Raw genomic sequence first — 18,736 nt, 5'->3', positions numbered from 1 at the left:
CTGCTCGTTTGAGTTCGGACTTGCTTGATCCGTGGCATTCGCCAGACTGGCTGGCGAACATCGGGGATTCATATGCGCGGACAGGTTTTAGGGGTCGATTCCCGCACGGGCGAAGGGATCGTCGCGGGCCAGGACGGACAACGCTACCGGTTCGCGCCGGAGGACTGGGCGCATCGCGGCGAACCGGCGATCGGGATCGAAGTCGATTTCGAATCCGCCAACGATCGTGCGCTCAGTGTTTTCCCGGTGCCGACCGCGCCGGGCCCGCGTCGCGCGGGGCCACCCGCGGCCGTCGCCGCGCCGACCAACGATCGCAACAAATACGTCGCGGCGGTGATGGCGTTCGTGATCGGCACGCTCGGTATCCACCGTTTCTATCTCGGCCGGACGGGTTCGGGGATCGTCATGCTGGTGCTGAGCATTACCGTGATCGGCCTTATCATCAGCGCGCCCTGGGCGCTGATCGACACGATCCGATATTTGGTGATGTCCGACGAGGAATTCGCCGCACGCTATCCGCGCAAGCGATAGCCGCGCGCGGGCCTTAAAACGCCCGGCCTAGCCGCGCCCCCTCGGGAGGGGGCGGGCGGGCCGATGGATCAGAGGGCGGTGATGACCACCCCGACCACCAGCGCTTGAGCCGCGATCGCCAGCATGGTGCTGGTCACGGTTTCGAACATGCGCATGGGTAGGTCTCCGATGCCGGAACAATATCCGGCAAGGGCGATATGGGCATTATTGCGCGTTGTCGCAATTTTGTAACATACAATCGTAATTGCGTTGCGTGCACTTTGGGTGGTTGCAGGGCGGGCGATCCTGCCCGGCCCGTCATCCTGACTTTCGTCAGGATGACGGAGGTAAGTAATGCGGGAAGGGACTAAGCCACGCCTTTACGCCGCGCCGAACACCCGCGCGAAGATCGTGTCGACGTGCTTGAGGTGATAGCCGAGGTCGAACTTGTCCTCGAGTTCGGCATCCGACAACGTCACTTCCGGATCCGCCTTCAGCAACTCCAGCAGCGACAACGCGCCGTCCGAATCCCACACCTTCATCGCGTTGCGCTGCACGAGGTGATACGCGTCCTCGCGGCTCACGCCGGCCTGCGTCAGCGCCAGCAGCACGCGCTGCGAATGGACGAGGCCGCCCATCTTGTTGAGGTTCTTCAACATCCGCTCGGGGTAGACGACCAGCTTGTCCATCACCCCGGTCAACCGCGCGAGCGCGAAGTCGAGCGTGATCGTCGCGTCCGGCCCGATATAGCGCTCGACCGACGAGTGCGAGATATCGCGCTCATGCCACAGCGCGACATTCTCCATCGCGGGCGTGACATAACCGCGCACCATCCGCGCGAGCCCGGTGAGGTTCTCGGTCAGCACCGGATTGCGCTTGTGCGGCATCGCCGACGAGCCCTTCTGGCCGGGCGAGAAGAATTCCTCCGCCTCGAGCACTTCGGTACGCTGCAAATGCCGCACTTCGGTCGCGAGCCGCTCGATGGAGCTGGCGATCACCCCCAGCGTCGCGAAGAACATTGCATGGCGATCGCGCGGGATGACCTGCGTCGAGACGGGCTCGACCGACAGGCCCAGCTTGCCCGCGACATACTCCTCGACGAACGGGTCGATGTTCGCGAACGTGCCGACTGCGCCCGAGATCGCGCAGGTCGCGACGTCCTCGCGCGCCGCGATCAACCGCGCCCGGTTGCGGGCAAACTCTGCGTGCGCCTGCGCCAGCTTCAGCCCGAACGTGACGGGTTCGGCATGGATGCCGTGGCTGCGGCCGATCGTCGGCGTCATCTTGTGCTCGCGCGCACGGCGTTCGAGCACCACGAGCAGCGCATCGAGATCGGCGATCAGGATGTCGCTCGCCTTGGCCAGCTGCACCGCGAGGCACGTGTCGAGCACGTCGGACGAGGTCATGCCCTGATGCATGAAGCGCGCTTCGGGGCCGACATGCTCGGCGACGTTGGTCAGGAAGGCGATGACGTCGTGCTTGGTCTCGCGCTCGATCTCGTCGATCCGATCGACCTCGAACGCACCCTTAGCCCAGATCGCCGCGGCCGCCTCCTTGGGAACGACGCCCAGCTCGGCGAGCGCGTCGGTGGCGTGCGCCTCGATCTCGAACCAGATCTTGAAGCGCGCTTCGGGCGTCCAGATCGCGACCATGTCGGGGCGGGAATAGCGGGGGACCATCGGGTTTCCTCGGGAGCGTGAAGGGTAAGGCATGTCGCGTGGCATATTCCCCGCGTTTGCGCGCGAAACGCGGTAGCAGGACGCAGGACAAGGTTCAAATACCCCGCATCGCGTATGAATCCGGCACCGCAACGCGTATAGAGTGAGTGAGCAGTTCGCGGCGCCGAGTATATTCCATGCTCGATCGCCAAGCGGCTCAGTAGACGCGTAGAACACTACCGGAGAGACGCAATGTTGAAATATGCTATGCTGGCCGGCGCGGCACTGGTTGCTGCACCCGTATTGGCACAGTCGACCACGACATCCTCGCAGACTTCGGCCCCGTCTGGTGCTGCTACCGGCCAGACGAATCCGTCTGGCGCGATGGCATCGCCGCAAGCTACGCCGACCGATGCGGTGCCGATGCAGTCCGCCGCGCGCGAACAACCCGCGACAGGCAGCCAGGTCGCGCAGGTCGTCGACACCGAGTTTCCGACCTACGACAAGAATGGCGACGGCAAGCTCAGCGCGGTTGAATTCGGCGGCTGGATGGTTGCGCTGAAGAGCAAGACCGATCCGTCGACCAAGCCGGATGCGCCGGAGACCAAGAAGTGGGTTTCGGCTGCCTTCGCGCAGGCGGACGGGGACAAGAACAAGTCGCTGACGAAGAGCGAAATCACCAGCTTTCTGACGCAGGGCTGACGAGTATCGCGGATCGAGGACGGTCAGGAAATCCTGACCAACTCGGTCCGCCAACGCCGAAGTGCGGTGAGGCTGATCAGCCCGCCTTGCGCTCCGCCCGCTCCTTCTCCGCGAGTGTCTCGGCCAGTTTCTGACCCTGCGCCTCGACCGCGGCTTCGAGCAACCGGTCGGACGTCTCGACCGCCGCGTCGGGCGTCAGCGACACCGCGACCCCGTCCGGTCCATCCACCAGAACCTGCCCGTGTTCCGCGGTCACGCTCGAGGGTTCGTCGTGTAACTTGTTGTCCACATGCAATTCCTTCCGTTTGACAACGAAGATGCCGGCGAAACGACGCAGCGCATCAAGGAACTTACACCGTTATCTTCTTGCTCTAGATCAACCCTTGCGCGCGCAGACTGACATGGCCGCCGGTGCCCATCACGATATGGTCGTGGACCGTGATACCCAGCCGCTTGCCCGCCTCGGCGATCGTGCGCGTGATCTCGATGTCGGCGCGGCTGGGGGAGGGGTCGCCGCTCGGATGGTTGTGGACGAGGATGATCGACGCCGAGCCGAGATCGATCGCACGGCGGATGACCTCGCGGACATAGACCGCGGCCTGGTCGATCGAGCCTTTGCTCATCACTTCGTCGCGGATCAGCATGTTCTTCGTGTTGAGGTGCAGGACGCGGAACCGCTCGATCGCGTGATGTGCCATGTCCGCGCGGAGATAATCGAGCAGCGCCTGCCAGTTCGCCAGCACCGGTCGGTCGCTGACCTGCGATTGCAGCAGGCGGATCGCGGCGGCGTGCGCGATCTTGATCGCCGCGGTCGAGATCTCGCCCATCCCCTTCACGCGGCCGAGCGCCTCGGCATCCGCGGTGAGCACCCCGCCAATTCCACCGAACTCGCGCATCAGCGCCTTGGCGAGCGCCTTGGTATCGCCGCGGGGAATCGCGATCGCGAGAAGATATTCGATGAGTTCGTGGTCGAGCAACGCGTCGCTGCCGCCTTCGAACAGGCGTTTGCGGAGGCGCCCCCGGTGACCCTTCAGATCGTCGATATGTTCGTCCGGTTCGGCCATATGCCAATGCTAGCACATCCACGTGCAATTGCATGACGCCCCCGCACCCGCCTATGCAGGGCGTCGACTGTAGCGGAGTGCGTGGGTGAGCGAGACGAGCGAGACGGGGGCCGGCCCCGCGGCCGACCCCCGGTCCGGCTCTCACCGTCGAGCGACTGCCCGCCGCGTCGCGCTGGCGATCGCGCTGCTCCTGCTCGCCGCGCTGGTCGTGCTGTGGCTGGTGCGCAAACCGATCGCCGAAGGGTTCATCGACCGCGAACTCGTCAAGGCCGGCGTGCCGGCGCGCTACGATATTGCCAACCTCGCACTGGGTGGCCAGCGACTGACCAATGTCGTGATCGGCGATCCGGCGCATCCCGATCTCGTCGCCGACTGGGTCGAGACGCGCACCGGCATCGGCTTGTCGGGCCCCTATCTGGAGGGCGTGCGCGCGGGGAAGGTGCGGCTGCGTGGCCGGCTGGTTGACGGGAAAGTCTCGCTCGGTGCGATCGACAAGCTGCTGCCAGCGTCGTCGGGCAAGCCGTTTACGCTGCCCGCTCTCGACGTGTCGGTCGCCGATGGGCGGATGCGGCTCGAGACTCCGCAGGGGATCGTCGGGCTGAAGCTGGCCGGATCGGGCAAGCTCGACGACGGGTTTCGCGGTACGCTCGCGGCGATCAGCGAGCGGCTCGATATCGGCGGGTGCGCGATCGACCGGCTGGCGGCGACCGTCAAGCTGCGGATCGACGCGGCCAAACCGACCGTCACGGGGCCGGTGCGCGTGTCGCGGCTCGCCTGTGGCACGACGCGCGTCGACCGGCTGGTGGCAGACCTCGACGTCGGCCTCTCCGCGGCGCTCGATCGCTGGCAGGGCAAGGCGACGCTCACGACGGGGGCTGCACGGACGCCCGGCGGCACGTCGGCCGGCGCGAGCGGCACGATCGCCTTCACCGGAAGCGCGGCGGCGACCGCGGGCAAGGTGGACATTGCCGCCGATACCGTTCGCACGCTCGAGGGCGGCGCGCGACGCGTTTCGCTCGCTGGCGCCTACCGGATCGGCAAGCAGATCGCCTTCGCCGGGCGCATCCAGGCGAGCGGTGCCGCCGTGGCGCCAAAACGACTCGCTGGACTGACGGCGATTGGCGGGGCGGCGGCGGGGACGCCCGTTGCCCCCTTGGCAGCCGCGGCGGCGCAGGCGATCCAGAAGGCAGGTCGCGGGTTTGCCGCGGATGCCGACGTGCGCGTGCAGATCGAGGGCGGCCTCGGTAAGGCGCTGCTGTCCCGTCTCGCGCTCGCGTCTGCCAGCGGTGCGCGCGTGGCGCTCGGCGGCGGGAGCGGGGTCGCGCTGGACTGGCCGAATGGCGGTGTGCGGCTCGACACGAACCTCGCGATGCGCGGCGGCGGCTTGCCCGAGGCGCGCGTGTCGCTCGCGCAGGCCAAACCCGGCGCGGCGATCCGCGGCGTGGCTACCATCGCGCCCTATGCGGCGGGCGCCGCGCGTCTGGCGCTGACCCCCGTCACCTTCAGCGCAACTCCGGGGGGTGCGACGTCGATCGCGACGCGCATGACGCTTTCGGGGCCGATCGGCGGCGGCGGGTCCGCCAACCGGGTCAATGGCCTGGCGATGCCGGTTGTCGCGCTGTGGGACGGTCGCGGGCGACTGGTCGTCAACACCGGTTGCACGCCCCTGGCGGTGCAGCGGTTCGCGCTATCCGGGCTGGTGCTCGACCCGTCGCGACTGACCTTGTGCCCGGTCGACGGCGCGCTGGTGCAGGTGAACGGCGCGCGGATCGGCGGCGGTGCCCGGATCGCGGCGGCAAGCCTGACCGGACGGCTCGGCACCACCCCGATCACGCTCGCGACCGCCGGCGCGACCGTGCGGCTTGCCGATCGCGGGTTCGCGATCGAGCGCGTGCAGACGCGTATCGGTGCGCCCCAGCGCGTCACGCGACTCGACTTCGGCACCGTGACCGGCCGCATGACCGCGCGAGGGCTGGCCGGCGCGTTCACCGGCGGTTCGGGGCAGATCGCCAACGTCCCGCTGTTGCTCGGCGATGCGGCCGGCGACTGGACGCTGGTCGGCGGTGCGCTCAACCTCACCGGCGCGATGGGCGTATCCGATGCCGCGCCGACCCCGCGGTTCAAGCCGCTCGACGCGCGCACCGTGACGCTCGCGCTGGTCAACGGCAGCATCACCGCCGCGGGGACGCTGGTCGAGCCGACGTCGAACACCAAGGTCGCCGACGTCACGCTCACCCACGCGCTTGGGGCAGGGGCGGGCAAGGCCGACCTCATCGTCCCCGCAATCGCGTTCGCCAAGGACAAGCTGCAACCCGACGCGCTCACTCCGCTGACCTTCGGCGTGATCGCCGACGTCAACGGATCGGTCAGTGGCGAGGGGCATATCGCCTGGACCCCCGATGGCGTGACGAGCAATGGCGTGTTCCGCACCGCCGGCACCGACCTCGCCGCCGCGTTCGGCCCGGTGACCGGGATCGCGACCGAGATCCGCTTCACCGATCTGCTCAATCTGCAGAGCGCGCCGGGGCAGGTGGCGACGATCCGCACGCTCAACCCGGGCATCCCCGTCACCGACGGCACGATCCGTTACCAGACGCTGCCTGGCGCGCGCGTACAGGTCGAGGACGGGTCATGGCCGTTCGCGGGCGGATCGCTGACGCTCGACCCGACGCTGCTCGACTTCTCCGCGGCGTCCGAGCGGCGAATGACGTTCCATGTCGCCAACATGGCGGCGGACCAGTTCCTCCAGCAGTTCGATTTCAAGAATCTCGACGCGACCGGAATTTTCGACGGCGTGCTGCCGATGATTTTCGACGAAACGGGCGGCCGTATCGAGGGTGGCGATCTTCAGGTGCGCAAAGGCGGCGGTACGCTCGCCTATGTCGGCGACCTCAGCCAAAAGGACCTCGGCATCTGGGCGAACATCGCGTTCCAGGCGCTGAAGTCGCTGCGCTACCAGTCGCTGCGAGTCGGGATGAACGGGCCGCTGGCGGGCGAGATGGTCACCGACGTGCGCTTCGCCGGGATCAGCCAGGGCGAGGGGGCGAAGGCGAACTTCATCGTCCGTCGCCTGCAAAAGCTGCCGTTCGTGTTCAATATCCGCATCAAGGCGCCGTTCCGCGGGCTGCTCGATTCGGCACAGAGCTTTTATGATCCGAAGCGCCTCATCCAGCGCAACCTGCCCGCGTTGCTGCAACAGCAGGCCGCGCCGCCGCCTCCCAAACTTCCGACTATTCAGCCTCCCGCAAGCAGGATCGTGCCATGACCGAAACAGGATTGAAGAAGCTGGAGCAAAGGCCGATCTTGCATAGGATGAGGACGATCGCTTTTCTGGTCACGACCGCTGCCGCCCTGCCGAGCTGCATCAACGTGTCGGCGCCCGACAAGCCGATCGAGATCAACCTCAACATCAACGTCACGCAAGAAGTGGTCTATCGTCTCGACGGCGAGGCGAAATCGTTGATCCAGCAGAATCCGGGGATATTCTAAGATGAAGACCAAGGTCATGATGATGGTTGCCGCAGCGGTGGCTCTCGGCGGCCTTTCGGTGGCGGCCTCGGCGCAGCGCGACCCGGCCTATGCCGCGGCGCGCGCCGGCGGCGAGGTCGGCGAGCAGCCCGACGGCTATCTCGGCCTCGTCGGCGCAGCGAGCGGCGATCTGCGCGCGCTGGTCAACAACATCAATATCCAGCGCAAGTCGGCCTACACGCAAAAGGCGCAGGCGAGCGGCGCGACGGTGGAGCAACTCGCGTTCACCAGCGGCTGCAACCTGATCCTGCAGACCAACGCGGGCGAGAAGTACAAGACCCCGGGCGGCGTCTGGAAGACGCGCACGGCGGCCGCCCCGGAACGCGATTCGCGCTGCGTCTGAACTGGGCCGAACTGAGAACGAAATCTCGACGCTCGCTTAGTCCGTCATCCTGGGCTCGACCCAGGATCCAGAGCCCAACACGGTTCGCTTGTGGCTCTGGATCCTGACTTTCGTCAGGATGACGGCTGGGTGTATGGTGCCGAACGACTACCAAGCGCTCGCGACCGACGACCCCAATGATGACGCGCCTGTCACACCGGTTGACTTGCACCCCCCCCTTTTCTAAACGGACCGCGCCTTGGCGGGATCGCTCGTCGCTGCTTGCTTCCTCCCCGATGCGAAATCAGGTGGAGGAACGTGCGTGGCGGAGATCGAACCCGGACAGGACCCCCAGGGTGTTGACGATCCGCGACTTTCCGCGCTCGATGAGCGATTGAGAGAGGTCAAGGCTCGGGAAACGCTGGCAAAGGGGCAGAAGGGGGCGGATGCCGAGCGGGGATACTCGCAAGGCAATCGCGTCATTTCCGCTCTGATCGGGAGTCTCGTCGGCAGTGCGCTGATCGGCTGGTTGATTGACCGCTGGTTCGGTACTGGCCCTTGGGGGCTGATCGTGTTGCTGTTCCTCGGGATAGCGGTCGCGTTCAGGCAGATCATTCGAATTTCAGGCGAACGCCCGGAGTAACCGGGCGTTTGTCGTATCAAGACGGCAGGGATTCCACGTGGCGGCAGAACAGGGCGGCAAGATCGATCCGATGCACCAGTTCCTGATCGAGCCGGCGTTCGGCTCGCACTGGATCGTAGGTGGTTACGACCTGTCCTTCACCAACTCCGCATTGTGGATGGTGGTGACGCTGGTCGCATTGTGGGCGTTCATGATCGGCGGGATGAAGCGCGAGCTCGTCCCCGGCCGGTGGCAGATGGCGGTCGAGGGCTTTACCGGCTTCATCTCGGGCATGCTCGAGCAGAATGTCGGCCCGGGCGGCAAGCGCTTCGTGCCCTATGTCTTCTCGCTGTTCATGTTCATCCTGTTCGCGAACATCATCGGCCTGCTGCCGTTCGGCATCGTCCCCGGCGTGCATCCGTTCACCGTGACCAGCCACATGACCGTCACCGGCGTGCTGGCGCTGATCAGCTTCGCGATCGTGCTCCTGGTGGGCTTCGGCAAGCACGGCTTCCACTTCTTCTCGCTGTTCGTACCGAGCGGCACGCCCGCGCTGATGATCCCGCTGATCTTCGTGGTCGAGCTGATGTCGTTCCTGGTGCGGCCGTTCTCGCTCGGCCTGCGATTGTTCGTGGCGATGACCGCAGGGCACATCCTGCTCAAGGTGCTGGCCGCGTTCGTGATCAACGGCCTGAACCTGGGCGGGATGTATATCGGTCTGGTGAGCGCGCCGAGCATGCTGCTGATGATCGGCATCACACTGCTCGAGCTGCTGGTCGCCGCGATCCAGGCCTATGTGTTCGCGTTGCTGACGTCGGTCTATCTGAACGACGCGGTCAACCTTCACTAAGTTTTTCCATCACCTAAACTGTTTTTCAAAGGGAATTTATCATGGACGCACAAGCAGCAAAGATGATCGGTGCCGGCCTCGCAGCGATCGGCATGGGCCTCGCCGCACTCGGCGTGGGCAACGTGTTCGCCCAGTTCCTCGCTGGCGCTCTCCGTAACCCGGGCGCAGCCGACAGCCAGCAGGGCCGTCTGTTCATCGGTTTCGCAGCAGCCGAGCTTCTCGGCCTGCTCGCCTTCGTCACCATGATCATCCTGGTGTTCGTCGCCTAACCACTCGGTGATTTGGCCGGGCAACCGCGCCCGGCCGGATTAACGCAGGACAGACCAATGCCCCAGATTGCCCAGATAGCCGCTACCTACGCCTCGCAGATCTTCTGGCTGCTGCTCACCTTCGGGATGCTGTATTTCGGGATCGGCAAGGGAATGGTGCCAAAGATCGTGTCCAACGTCGACTCGCGCGAAGGCCGGATCGCCGGCGATCTGGCGGCGGCGGTCGCCGCCCGTGCGCAGGCCGATACGGTCCAGGCGAACTGGCAGGCAGAAATGGACGCGGCGCGTACCGCGGCGCAGGCCGAGACGGCCGCCGCTGCGAAGCGGGCGGCGTTGGCGTTCGAGCAGCAGGTCCATGCTGCCGACGCCGATCTCGCCGAGCGTCTGGGTCATCACGATCTGGCGGTCGCGAACGCGAAGGCCGAGGCGCTCTCGAACCTTCAGGGCGTCGCCGCCGAAGCAGCACAGCAATTGGCCGCCAAGGTCGCCGGCCTCCAGGTTAGCCTGGATGCGGCGAGCGACGCGGTACGCAGGACGACGGCGCATGGCTAATCCCGATTCGGCCGCAAAGGTCATTCACGGCGAGGGCATGGCGCCCGAGGGTGCGATCGACAACCAGGGCATCCAGGGTCACACGACCGCACCCGGCGGTGTCGAGCACGTTCCCGATCCGACCGCACTCGGCCTGACCTCGACCGGCTGGGTCGCGGTGGCGATGATCGTCGTGATCCTGCTGATGATCTGGAAGAAGGTTCCAGGGATGATCGGCAAGATGCTCGACACGCGCATCGCGGGCATTCGCACGCAGCTCGACGAAGCCAAGGCGCTCCGCGCCGAAGCCGAGGCGATCCGCACCGAATACGAGGCCAAGGCCAAGACCGCGCACGTCGAAGCCGAAGCCATGAAAGCGCACGCGCATCACGAAGCCGCCGCGATCATCGCCAAGGCCAAGGCTGGTGCCGAGGACCTCATGACCCGTCGCGCGAAGATGGCCGAAGACAAGATCGCCGCCGCCGAACGCGCAGCGATCGCCGAGGTCCGTGCGCGGGCTGCCGACGCGGCCGCCAAGGCTGCCGGCATGCTGATCGCCGAGCATCACGACGCCGCCGCCGACCGCGCGATGGTCGACCGCTCGATCTCAGGTCTCAGCCGCCTGAACTAGCAGCATCCGCGTAGGATACTGTTCCCCCGCGAAGGCGGGGGTCCAGGGTTGCGGGCGTTATCCTGTGAGATCCTGGACCCCCGCCTCCGCGGGGGAACGGCAAAGCGCTTGGTGCGCTGAAGCTTTCCAAATCGACGGCCGTCTCTTCCCGGGTTTCCGGCGGCCGAGTCTCCAATCTGAGCCCGTTGGAGAACAACCATGTCCTGGCTCATCCTCGGCATCGCCGTTATCACCGAAATCTGCTGGGCGCTCAGCCTCAAATGGGCGGCCACCGTCGCCACCTGGCAGGCGTCGAGCGTCCCGATCATCCTGAGCTTCGTCAACATGGGCCTGCTCGCGCTCGCGATGCGCGGCCTGCCTGCGGGCACGGCGTACGCGATCTGGACCGGCGCAGGCGCGATCGGCGTGATCATCGGCGGCGTGATCCTGTTCGGCGACAAGGTCAGCGGGTTCCAGGCGGGCTTCATGGCGCTGACCGTGGTCGGCATCGTCGGCACCAAGGTCTTCGCGCAGGCCTGACCATCTCTCTGCCCGCAGGGCATTCAGAAGCTTGATTCACGCGAAGGCGCAAAGGCGCGAAGAGAAGGAGTTGGTTCACGCGGAGGCGCGGAGGCGCGGAGGTGTTGGGCACGGGGCCGACGGACCGGCCAGCATCAAGCTGATACAGGCCTTCGGCAGTGTGATGGCGAACGCCGCAATGCTCGACTCTTCTCTCCGCGGCTCTGCGTCTCCGCGTGAACGAAACTTCTTCTCTTCGCGCCTTCGCGCCTTCGCGTGAACATCACTGCCTTCTGCTGGCATAACCCCCACGCACTCCCTAGATTCCGGCCGATGTCCTCCCCCAATTCCCCCGACCGGTTCAACGAAGACAAATCCACCTTTGCCGTCCGCGGTGGCGGCGAAGCGCCCGATCTGGCGGCCGGCGTCGCGGCGATCCGTAACGTGCTCGACACGCTCCCGGTCCGCCCCGGCGTCTATCGCATGCAGGATGCACGCGGCGACGTGCTCTATGTCGGCAAGGCGCGTGCGCTCAGGAACCGCGTCGCCAATTACTGCCAGGTCGAGCGGCTGACGAAACGCCTCCAGCGGATGGTGTCGCAGACGCGGTCGATGACGATCGTCACGACCAACAATGAGGCCGAGGCGCTGCTGCTCGAATCGCAGCTCATCAAGCGCTATCGCCCCGCGTACAACGTGCTGCTGCGCGACGATAAGAGCTTCCCGTTCATCCTGCTGCGCGACGATCACGATTTCCCGCGCGTCCAGAAGCATCGCGGCGCGCGGCGCGCGAAGGGCAATTACTACGGCCCGTTCGCCAGCGCGGGGTCGGTCAACAACACGCTCAACGCGCTCCAGAAGCTGTTCCTGCTGCGATCGTGCACCGACAGCTTCTTCAAGACGCGCGACCGGCCGTGCCTGCTGTATCAGATCAAGCGCTGCTCCGCGCCGTGCGTCGGCCGGATCGACGAGCCTGCGTACAAGGAGCTGGTCGAGGACGCGAAGAGCTTCCTCGCGGGCAAGTCGACCGGCGTGCAGGCCAAGCTCGGCGCGCAGATGCAGGCCGCCGCCGAGAACATGGACTTCGAACTCGCCGCGCTGCTGCGCGACCGGTTGAAGGCGCTGACGTTCATCCAGGGCACGCAGGCGATCAACGCGGAAGGGGTAGGCGACGCGGACATCTTCGCGATGGCATGCAAGGACGGGCTGATCGGCATCCAGGCGTTCTTCATCCGCGGCGGCCAGAACTGGGGGCATCGCAGCTTCTTCCCGCAGCACACCAACGACGTGCCCGAGGACGAGGTGCTGACCAGCTTCCTCGGCCAGTTCTACGAGGACGTGCCGCCCGCCCGGCAGATCCTGCTCGACCGCGAGCTGCCCGAAGGCGCGCTGCTGGTCGAGGCACTGGGCGAGCGCGCGGGCTACAAGGTCGCGTTGCAGGTGCCGCAGCGCGGTGACCGCCGCCGCCTGATGGATCAGGCCAAGCGCAACGCGATCGAGGCGATCGAGCGGCGCCAGGCCGAATCGACCACGCAGGCCAAGCTGCTGCGCGAGGTCGCCGACCTGTTCGACCTGGCCGAGCCGCCGCAGCGCATCGAGATCTACGACAACAGCCATATCCAGGGCACCGCCGCGACCGGCGCGATGGTCGTCGCGGGGCCCGAAGGCTTCCGCAAAGGCCAGTATCGCAAGTTCAACATCAAGGACAAGGACACCATCCCAGGCGACGATTTCGGGATGATGCGCGAGGTCTTCACGCGGCGCTTCGCGCGCGCGCAGGCCGAGGATCCCGATCGCGATTCGGGCGAATGGCCCGATCTGGTGCTGATCGATGGCGGCAAGGGGCAGCTCAACACGGTCAAGGCCGCGCTCGAGGAGATCGGCGTCGAGGACGTGTGCCTCGTCGGGATCGCCAAGGGGCCGCAGCATGGCCGTGACGGGCGCGAGGTGTTCCACATGCTCGACGGTCGCGAATTCCAGCTGCCCGTCAACGCGCCGGTGCTGTTCTACCTCCAGCGGCTGCGCGACGAGGTCCACCGCTTTGCGATCGGCGTCCACCGCGACAAGCGCAGCAAGGCGATCGGCGCGAGTCCGCTCGACGAGGTGCCCGGCATCGGCCCTGCGCGCAAGAAGGCGCTGCTGATGCATTTCGGCACCGGCCGCGCGGTCCGCAATGCGAGCCTGCAGGATCTGCAACAGGCGCCAGGCGTATCCGCGGGCGTCGCGCAACAGGTCTATGATTTCTACCATTCGCGGTAGCGGACCAGATCGCAGTACGGATGACCTCCGTCCGTCTGATCACCCACATCTGTGCGATGCAGGGTTCATCCAGACGGCGTAAAAATTTAATTCAAATCAAGTCGGATTGGATAAAACGAAACTCCTTTTTCATGACCGTTTGTTACAGACTGCCCCGTGACCACGCCTGTCTTCCTGACTGTCGATACCGAGTTCGCGTGGCGCCACCATGCCGCTGGCCTCGATTGCGACGCGATTTATGCGCGCTCGCTCGAGCCGGCGGGGGTGGGCCTGGGGTATCAACTGGCCGAACTGGCCCGGCATGACCTGAAAGCCTGTTTCTTCGTCGATCCCATGCCTGCGATCACCTTCGGACTGGCGCCCATCCGTCGCATGGTCGAAACGATCCTGGACGGGGGGCAGGAGGTTCAGCTTCATCTCCACCCCAATTGGACCCGTGCGATAGCCGGCGACCACGGCGTCGCGCATGACCGGTTTCAGCTTTACAGCTACAGCCTCGCCGAACAGGTCGAACTGCTCGTTCGTGCCACCGAATTGCTGGTCGAAGCCGGCGCGCCGCATCCGATCGCGTTCCGCGCGGGCAGCTATGCCGCCAATGACGATACGCTGACTGCGCTCGAGAGCCTGGGTTTCGCCTATGACAGCAGTCACAACGGGTCGGAGGCGCCGCACACCAGCCGTATCTCGCTCCCCGCACGCCAGATCGCCCCGGTCCGACGGTCGACCGACGCCGGTATCGTCGAGGTCCCCGTGACCGTGATCGAGGATTTGCGCGGCCGCGTGCGCACGTTCCAGCTCTGCGCTTTGTCCGCGGGCGAAAGCTACGATGCGCTCGAACATGCGGCGGCGGCGCATCATGCCGCGGTGACGATCGTCAGCCACGGCTTCGAACTGGCCAACCGCCGCGGTACGCGCGCCAACGCGGTCCATGTTCGCCGTTTCCAGGCGTTATGCACCATGCTCGCCGAGATGCGCGACGTGTTGCCGACCACGCATTTCGCCGATCGCCCCGTGCTCGACCTCGACCGCGGCGACATCCCGCTCGGCCCCGACCCGGTGCGCACGCGCTGGCGGCAGGCCGAGCAACTATGGTCGAACTGGATCTCGGAACGCCCCCGGTCGCGACGCACCTGATGGCGACGTCGACCGTGGCACTGATGTTCCAGGTCGGCGCGCGGACGCTCGGCACGATCCCGAAACGCCTTGTGCGGCTATCGCTCTCGCTCGCCGATGTCCTCGCCGGGACGCAGCCCGAATTGCCGCCGCTACCGTCGGATGCCGACGGGTATCTGGTGACGTCGTTGCCGGAGACGAGGCTCGCCGGACTGATCGATCGGCACGTAATGGCGCTCGTCCGACAGCGGTACAGCCGGTATCATGTCGATCTGGCGGCCGGTGAAGCGGCATGGCTGTCCGGCCTGTCGAGTACCGCGCGCACCGGCATCAAGCGCAAGGCAAAGAAGCTTGCGGCGGCGAACGACGGCCTACTCGACGTCCGTCGCTATCACCGGGCCGAGCAGTTCGCGACGTTCTACCCGCTTGCTCGCCGCGTCTCGGCAAAGACCTATCAGGAAAAATTGCTGGGGTCTGGCCTGCCCGCCGATCCAGCGTCAGTGCGCGCACTGAGTGCGCTTGCGGAGGAGGACGGGCTGCGGGCGTGGCTGGTGTTCCTGCAGGACGCGCCGATCGCGTATCTGTGCTGCACCGCGGACGGGGATACGCTGCGCTACACCTATGTCGGGCATGATCCCGTGCATAGCGCCCTGTCGCCGGGAGCGGTTCTCCAGGTCGAGGCGCTGCGTGACCTGTTCGCCGAGGGACGGTTCGCCCGGTTCGACTTCACCGAGGGCGAGGGGCAGCACAAGCGGCAATTCTCGAGCGCGGGCACGGCGTGCGTCGACGTGCTGCTGCTGCGTCCGACCCTGGCGAACCGCAGTACGCTGCTGGCGTTGCGCACGTTCGACGCCGCGATCGCCTTGGCGAAACGCGCCGCGACGGTGCCGCTGGTGGATAGACTGGCGAAGAAGATCCGCCGCTAGGGTCGCGATTGCCAGTCCCAAGCAAGGTGACGAACCACGTCGTCGCACCGCGAACCGCAGGCCCCACACCCCCCGTCATCCTGACGAAAGTCAGGATCCAGAGCCACGCAGGGCGGCATTCGTTACTCTGGATCCTGACTTTCGTCAGGATGACGGGGGTGGGTCAGGATGACGGGGGTGGGGCAGGATCACCGGGTGTCAGTATGACACAAGGCGGTCCCCCTCCCGCTCCCGGAACGACCGGGGTATAGGCCACTCATGCACCTCCGCGCAGCCGCCATCGTCGTCGCCGTCCGTCAGCATGGCGAGCATGGCGCGATCGTGCGGGCGCTGACTCGCAACGACGGCGTGCAACCCGGCTATGTCCGTGGCGGGCGGTCGCGGGCGATGCGGCCGGTGTTGCTGCAGGCGAACGTCATTCAGGGCGAATGGCGCGCGCGCACCGGTGAGCAACTTGCCTCGCTCACCGCAGAACTCATCCACAGCCGCGCGCAGATGCACGGCGAGCCGCTCGCGGCAGGCGCGCTCGAATGGGCCACCGCGCTGACCGCGGCGTCGTTGCCCGAAGCGCAGCCCTATCCGCAGATCCACGACGCGCTCGACGGCGTGCTCGGCGCGATCGAGGCGGCGCCGTCCGCGCGCGGCTGGGCCGCCGCGCTGGTGCGGTACGAATTGCTGATGCTCGCGGAACTTGGCTTCGGGCTCGACCTCGACCGGTGCGTCGCGAACGGCACCGCGGACGATCTCGGTTTCGTCAGCCCCAAGAGCGGCGCCGCGGTCTCGCGCGGGGCGGCGTTCGGCTATGAGGCCAAGCTGCTCAGATTGCCCGCGTTCCTCATGGTCGGCGGCGAGGCGGAATGGCCCGATATCTTCGATGGCCTGAGGCTGACCGGGCATTTCCTGGCGCGCGACATCCTCGTCGACCGGCGCGCCGATCCGTTGGCGGCGCGGGACCGGCTGGTCGATCGGCTCAAAAGGGCGGTTGCGTGAGCGCGCACCGCCCGGCAGAGGCCGCGCAGGAGGAACGCACATGCCCTTGATCGCGATACTGGCCGGAGACGGCATCGGACCCGAAGTCACCGCGGAAGCGCGCCGGGTGCTCGATACGCTCGGTCTCGACGTCAGCTACGAAGAGGGCCTCGTCGGCGGCGCCGCGTACAAGGCCGCGGGGCACCCGCTGCCGCCAGAGACGCTCGACCTCGCACGTCGCGCCGATGCCATCCTGTTCGGCGCGGTCGGCGATCCCGACTGCGATGCGCTCGAACGTCAGTTTCGCCCCGAGCAAGCCATTCTGGGCCTGCGCAAGGCGCTGGGCCTGTTCGCGAACCTGCGCCCTGCCAAGCTGTTCGCGGGCCTCGAGGACGCGTCCGCGCTCCGCCCGGAGATCGCGCGGTCGATCGACATGGTCATCGTCCGCGAGCTTACCGGCGACGTGTATTTCGGCGCGAAGGGCATCCGTACCACCGCCGACGGCCTGCGCGAAGGTCATGACGAGATGCGCTACGACGAAGCCGAGATCGCGCGCATCGCCCGCGTCGGCTTCGAGACCGCGCGCACCCGGAAAGGCACGCTGCTGTCGGTCGACAAGGCCAACGTCCTCGAAACCTCGCAGTTGTGGCGCGACGTCGTGATCGAAGTATCCGCCGACTATCCCGACATTGCGCTGAGCCACATGTATGTCGACAACGCGGCGATGCAGATGGTGCGCAACCCGGGCCAGTTCGACGTGATCGTCACCGGGAACCTCTTCGGCGACATCCTGTCCGACGAGGCCTCGATGTGCGCGGGCTCGATCGGGATGCTCCCGTCCGCTGCGCTCAACGGCTCGAACAAGGGCATGTATGAGCCGATCCACGGCAGCGCGCCTGACATCGCAGGGCAGGGCAAGGCCAATCCGTGCGCCGCGATCCTGTCCGCCGCGATGATGCTGCGCCACTCGCTCGACATGCCCGAGGCGGCGGACCGGATCGAGGCAGCGGTCGCGGCCGCGATTCTCGACGGTGCGCGCACGCCCGATCTCGGCGGCACGCTGTCGACGCGCGCGATGGGCGATGCGGTGCTGGCCAAACTGGCTTGAGCGTCCGGTGACCGGCGACCTGCTCGAACTCGGGATCGTCATCCCGACGTTCAACGAGTCGGCGAATGTCGCGACCCTGATCGCCAGGCTCGACCAGGCGCTGGCGGGGCGCCACTGGGAGGCGATCTTCGTCGACGACGACAGTCCCGACGACACGGCGGGCGCCGCACGCGCGATCGCCCGCCACGATTCCCGGGTCCGCGTCATCCAGCGGATCGGTCGCCGCGGGCTGTCGTCCGCGTGCATCGAGGGGATGTGCGCCACCGCGGCGCCGTTCGTCGCGGTGATCGACGGCGATCTCCAGCATGACGAGACGTTGCTGCCGGCGATGCTCGATCGTCTCCGGGACGGCGAGAGCGACGTCGTGATCGGTTCGCGCTTCGTCGCGGGCGGCGGCACCGGCGCATGGGACAGCGACCGTGTCGCCAAGTCGGCATTTGCGACGAGGCTGTCGCGCATGGTGCTGAAGGCCGACCTCAGTGATCCGATGAGCGGCTTCTTCATGATCCGCACCGACGTCGTCCGCCGCCTCGTGCCATCGCTGTCGGCGATCGGCTTCAAGATCCTGTTGGACCTGCTCACTGCCTCGCCGACGCCGCTCCGCTTCGTCGAACTTCCCTATACCTTCCGCGTCCGCGCAGAAGGTGAGAGCAAGCTCGATCACGTCGTCGCGCTGGAATATCTGATTGCGATCTACGACCGGATGTTCGGACGGATCGTGCCCGTGCGGTTCGCGATGTTCTCGGCGATCGGCCTGCTTGGCGTCGGCATCCACATGGCCGTGCTGACCGCGCTGTTCATGGGCCTCGGCACGCAGTTTCTTTCGGGCGAGATCCTCGCGACCTTTGCGGCGCTCACCTTCAATTTCTTCCTCAACAACGCGCTGACCTACCGCGATCGGCGGTTGAAGGGGTGGCGGCAACTTGTCGACGGCTGGGTGTCGTTCGCGGTGATCTGTTTGGTCGGCGCGGTCGCAAATGTCGGTATCGCCGCGTTCCTGTACGAGATGCGCGACGGGGCCTGGGCCGCCTCGGCGCTGGTCGGCGTGCTGGTCGGCGCGGTCTGGAACTACGCGCTGTCGTCAAAATTCACCTGGGGCCGCTACTAATCGATCCCTCAATCCTCCCCCGCCAGGGGGAGGTGGTTGGCGCTTCGCCAAACGGAGGGGGCGGTAGA

At 66.4% G+C, this 18,736-nt stretch carries 20 protein-coding genes; 17 read left to right on the top strand and 3 right to left on the bottom strand.

Features of this window, described 5'->3' with window-relative positions; translation table 11 throughout:
* Positions 1 to 72 precede the first annotated feature (72 nt).
* Positions 73 to 531: a TM2 domain-containing protein gene (locus HMP09_RS08360; RefSeq protein ID WP_176499976.1), complete on the top strand. Its 459-nt coding sequence runs from the start codon at positions 73 to 75 to the stop codon at positions 529 to 531.
* A gap of 359 nt (positions 532 to 890) precedes the next feature.
* On the opposite strand, the gene purB is transcribed toward HMP09_RS08360, so the two are convergent.
* Positions 891 to 2,189 (bottom strand): adenylosuccinate lyase, encoded by a 1,299-nt coding sequence (gene purB, locus HMP09_RS08355; protein ID WP_176499975.1) that lies wholly within the window; start codon positions 2,187 to 2,189, stop codon positions 891 to 893.
* Positions 2,190 to 2,420: 231 nt separating this feature from the next.
* On the opposite strand from purB, the gene HMP09_RS08350 reads away from it, so the two are divergent.
* Positions 2,421 to 2,870 carry an EF-hand domain-containing protein gene (locus HMP09_RS08350; protein ID WP_176499974.1) on the top strand — a complete coding sequence of 150 codons (450 nt, stop codon included), beginning with the start codon at positions 2,421 to 2,423 and terminating at the stop codon, positions 2,868 to 2,870.
* 76 nt (positions 2,871 to 2,946) lie between these two features.
* Here the strand turns inward: HMP09_RS08350 and HMP09_RS08345 are convergent, their stop codons facing one another.
* A complete protein-coding gene (locus HMP09_RS08345) occupies positions 2,947 to 3,159 on the bottom strand; it encodes a hypothetical protein (protein ID WP_176499973.1) in 213 nt (70 codons plus the stop codon).
* Positions 3,160 to 3,241: 82 nt separating this feature from the next.
* A complete protein-coding gene (radC, locus tag HMP09_RS08340) occupies positions 3,242 to 3,934 on the bottom strand; it encodes a RadC family protein (protein ID WP_176499972.1) in 693 nt (230 codons plus the stop codon).
* Positions 3,935 to 4,019: 85 nt separating this feature from the next.
* On the opposite strand from radC, the gene HMP09_RS08335 reads away from it, so the two are divergent.
* The 15 genes from HMP09_RS08335 (at position 4,020) to HMP09_RS08265 (ending at position 18,668) form a co-directional block, all read left to right on the top strand.
* Complete coding sequence (locus HMP09_RS08335; protein WP_232090807.1) at positions 4,020 to 7,199, top strand: YdbH domain-containing protein; 3,180 nt, start codon at positions 4,020 to 4,022, stop codon at positions 7,197 to 7,199.
* Positions 7,200 to 7,246: 47 nt separating this feature from the next.
* Complete coding sequence (locus HMP09_RS08330) at positions 7,247 to 7,423, top strand: YnbE family lipoprotein (RefSeq protein WP_176499971.1); 177 nt, start codon at positions 7,247 to 7,249, stop codon at positions 7,421 to 7,423.
* 1 nt (position 7,424) lies between these two features.
* On the top strand, positions 7,425 to 7,805 hold the full coding sequence (locus HMP09_RS08325; RefSeq protein ID WP_056416692.1) for a YdbL family protein: 381 nt from the start codon (positions 7,425 to 7,427) through the stop codon (positions 7,803 to 7,805).
* Positions 7,806 to 8,106: 301 nt separating this feature from the next.
* Positions 8,107 to 8,427, top strand: a complete 321-nt coding sequence (locus HMP09_RS08320; protein ID WP_055873233.1) for an AtpZ/AtpI family protein — start codon at positions 8,107 to 8,109, stop codon at positions 8,425 to 8,427.
* Between the two features lie 70 nt (positions 8,428 to 8,497).
* Entirely contained in the window at positions 8,498 to 9,256 is a 759-nt protein-coding gene (locus HMP09_RS08315) for a F0F1 ATP synthase subunit A (RefSeq protein ID WP_056056028.1), read from the top strand.
* Between the two features lie 41 nt (positions 9,257 to 9,297).
* Entirely contained in the window at positions 9,298 to 9,525 is a 228-nt protein-coding gene (locus tag HMP09_RS08310; RefSeq protein WP_055873230.1) for a F0F1 ATP synthase subunit C, read from the top strand.
* A gap of 57 nt (positions 9,526 to 9,582) precedes the next feature.
* Positions 9,583 to 10,077 (top strand): F0F1 ATP synthase subunit B family protein, encoded by a 495-nt coding sequence (locus HMP09_RS08305; protein ID WP_176499970.1) that lies wholly within the window; start codon positions 9,583 to 9,585, stop codon positions 10,075 to 10,077.
* A gap of 37 nt (positions 10,078 to 10,114) precedes the next feature.
* A complete protein-coding gene (locus tag HMP09_RS08300; protein WP_176501666.1) occupies positions 10,115 to 10,687 on the top strand; it encodes a F0F1 ATP synthase subunit B family protein in 573 nt (190 codons plus the stop codon).
* 198 nt (positions 10,688 to 10,885) lie between these two features.
* Positions 10,886 to 11,206: a DMT family transporter gene (locus HMP09_RS08295; protein ID WP_176499969.1), complete on the top strand. Its 321-nt coding sequence runs from the start codon at positions 10,886 to 10,888 to the stop codon at positions 11,204 to 11,206.
* A 312-nt stretch (positions 11,207 to 11,518) separates the two neighbouring features.
* Positions 11,519 to 13,444: an excinuclease ABC subunit UvrC gene (gene uvrC, locus HMP09_RS08290; protein WP_176499968.1), complete on the top strand. Its 1,926-nt coding sequence runs from the start codon at positions 11,519 to 11,521 to the stop codon at positions 13,442 to 13,444.
* A 156-nt stretch (positions 13,445 to 13,600) separates the two neighbouring features.
* The gene (locus HMP09_RS08285) at positions 13,601 to 14,578 is read left to right on the top strand and encodes a polysaccharide deacetylase (RefSeq protein WP_176499967.1); all 978 of its coding nucleotides are present in this window, start codon (positions 13,601 to 13,603) and stop codon (positions 14,576 to 14,578) included.
* Complete coding sequence (locus HMP09_RS08280; protein WP_176499966.1) at positions 14,533 to 15,483, top strand: GNAT family N-acetyltransferase; 951 nt, start codon at positions 14,533 to 14,535, stop codon at positions 15,481 to 15,483. Before HMP09_RS08285 ends, HMP09_RS08280 begins: the two co-directional genes overlap by 46 nt.
* A 258-nt stretch (positions 15,484 to 15,741) precedes the next feature.
* A complete protein-coding gene (gene recO / locus HMP09_RS08275; protein WP_176499965.1) occupies positions 15,742 to 16,473 on the top strand; it encodes a DNA repair protein RecO in 732 nt (243 codons plus the stop codon).
* A gap of 40 nt (positions 16,474 to 16,513) precedes the next feature.
* Positions 16,514 to 17,560: a 3-isopropylmalate dehydrogenase gene (gene leuB / locus HMP09_RS08270; protein WP_176499964.1), complete on the top strand. Its 1,047-nt coding sequence runs from the start codon at positions 16,514 to 16,516 to the stop codon at positions 17,558 to 17,560.
* Positions 17,535 to 18,668: a glycosyltransferase family 2 protein gene (locus HMP09_RS08265; protein WP_176499963.1), complete on the top strand. Its 1,134-nt coding sequence runs from the start codon at positions 17,535 to 17,537 to the stop codon at positions 18,666 to 18,668. The genes leuB and HMP09_RS08265 overlap by 26 nt, the downstream gene beginning before the upstream one ends.
* Positions 18,669 to 18,736: the final 68 nt, after the last annotated feature.

Origin of the sequence: Sphingomonas sp. HMP9, from assembly GCF_013374115.1 — a bacterium.
Classification (GTDB): domain Bacteria; phylum Pseudomonadota; class Alphaproteobacteria; order Sphingomonadales; family Sphingomonadaceae; genus Sphingomonas.
This window is presented reverse-complemented; position numbering and strand designations above follow the sequence as displayed.

Coding starts and splice junctions, on each gene's coding strand:
- HMP09_RS08330 (WP_176499971.1), top strand. CDS start 7,247: ATGAGGACGATCGCTTTTCTGGTCACGACCGCTGCCGCCCTGCCGAGC.
- HMP09_RS08300 (WP_176501666.1), top strand. CDS start 10,115: ATGGCGCCCGAGGGTGCGATCGACAACCAGGGCATCCAGGGTCACACG.
- recO (WP_176499965.1), top strand. CDS start 15,742: ATGCACCTCCGCGCAGCCGCCATCGTCGTCGCCGTCCGTCAGCATGGC.
- purB (WP_176499975.1), bottom strand. CDS start 2,189: ATGGTCCCCCGCTATTCCCGCCCCGACATGGTCGCGATCTGGACGCCC.
- HMP09_RS08325 (WP_056416692.1), top strand. CDS start 7,425: ATGAAGACCAAGGTCATGATGATGGTTGCCGCAGCGGTGGCTCTCGGC.
- HMP09_RS08265 (WP_176499963.1), top strand. CDS start 17,535: ATGCGGTGCTGGCCAAACTGGCTTGAGCGTCCGGTGACCGGCGACCTG.
- HMP09_RS08315 (WP_056056028.1), top strand. CDS start 8,498: ATGCACCAGTTCCTGATCGAGCCGGCGTTCGGCTCGCACTGGATCGTA.
- HMP09_RS08310 (WP_055873230.1), top strand. CDS start 9,298: ATGGACGCACAAGCAGCAAAGATGATCGGTGCCGGCCTCGCAGCGATC.
- HMP09_RS08360 (WP_176499976.1), top strand. CDS start 73: ATGCGCGGACAGGTTTTAGGGGTCGATTCCCGCACGGGCGAAGGGATC.
- HMP09_RS08295 (WP_176499969.1), top strand. CDS start 10,886: ATGTCCTGGCTCATCCTCGGCATCGCCGTTATCACCGAAATCTGCTGG.
- uvrC (WP_176499968.1), top strand. CDS start 11,519: ATGTCCTCCCCCAATTCCCCCGACCGGTTCAACGAAGACAAATCCACC.
- leuB (WP_176499964.1), top strand. CDS start 16,514: ATGCCCTTGATCGCGATACTGGCCGGAGACGGCATCGGACCCGAAGTC.
- HMP09_RS08350 (WP_176499974.1), top strand. CDS start 2,421: ATGTTGAAATATGCTATGCTGGCCGGCGCGGCACTGGTTGCTGCACCC.
- radC (WP_176499972.1), bottom strand. CDS start 3,934: ATGGCCGAACCGGACGAACATATCGACGATCTGAAGGGTCACCGGGGG.
- HMP09_RS08305 (WP_176499970.1), top strand. CDS start 9,583: ATGCCCCAGATTGCCCAGATAGCCGCTACCTACGCCTCGCAGATCTTC.
- HMP09_RS08280 (WP_176499966.1), top strand. CDS start 14,533: ATGGTCGAACTGGATCTCGGAACGCCCCCGGTCGCGACGCACCTGATG.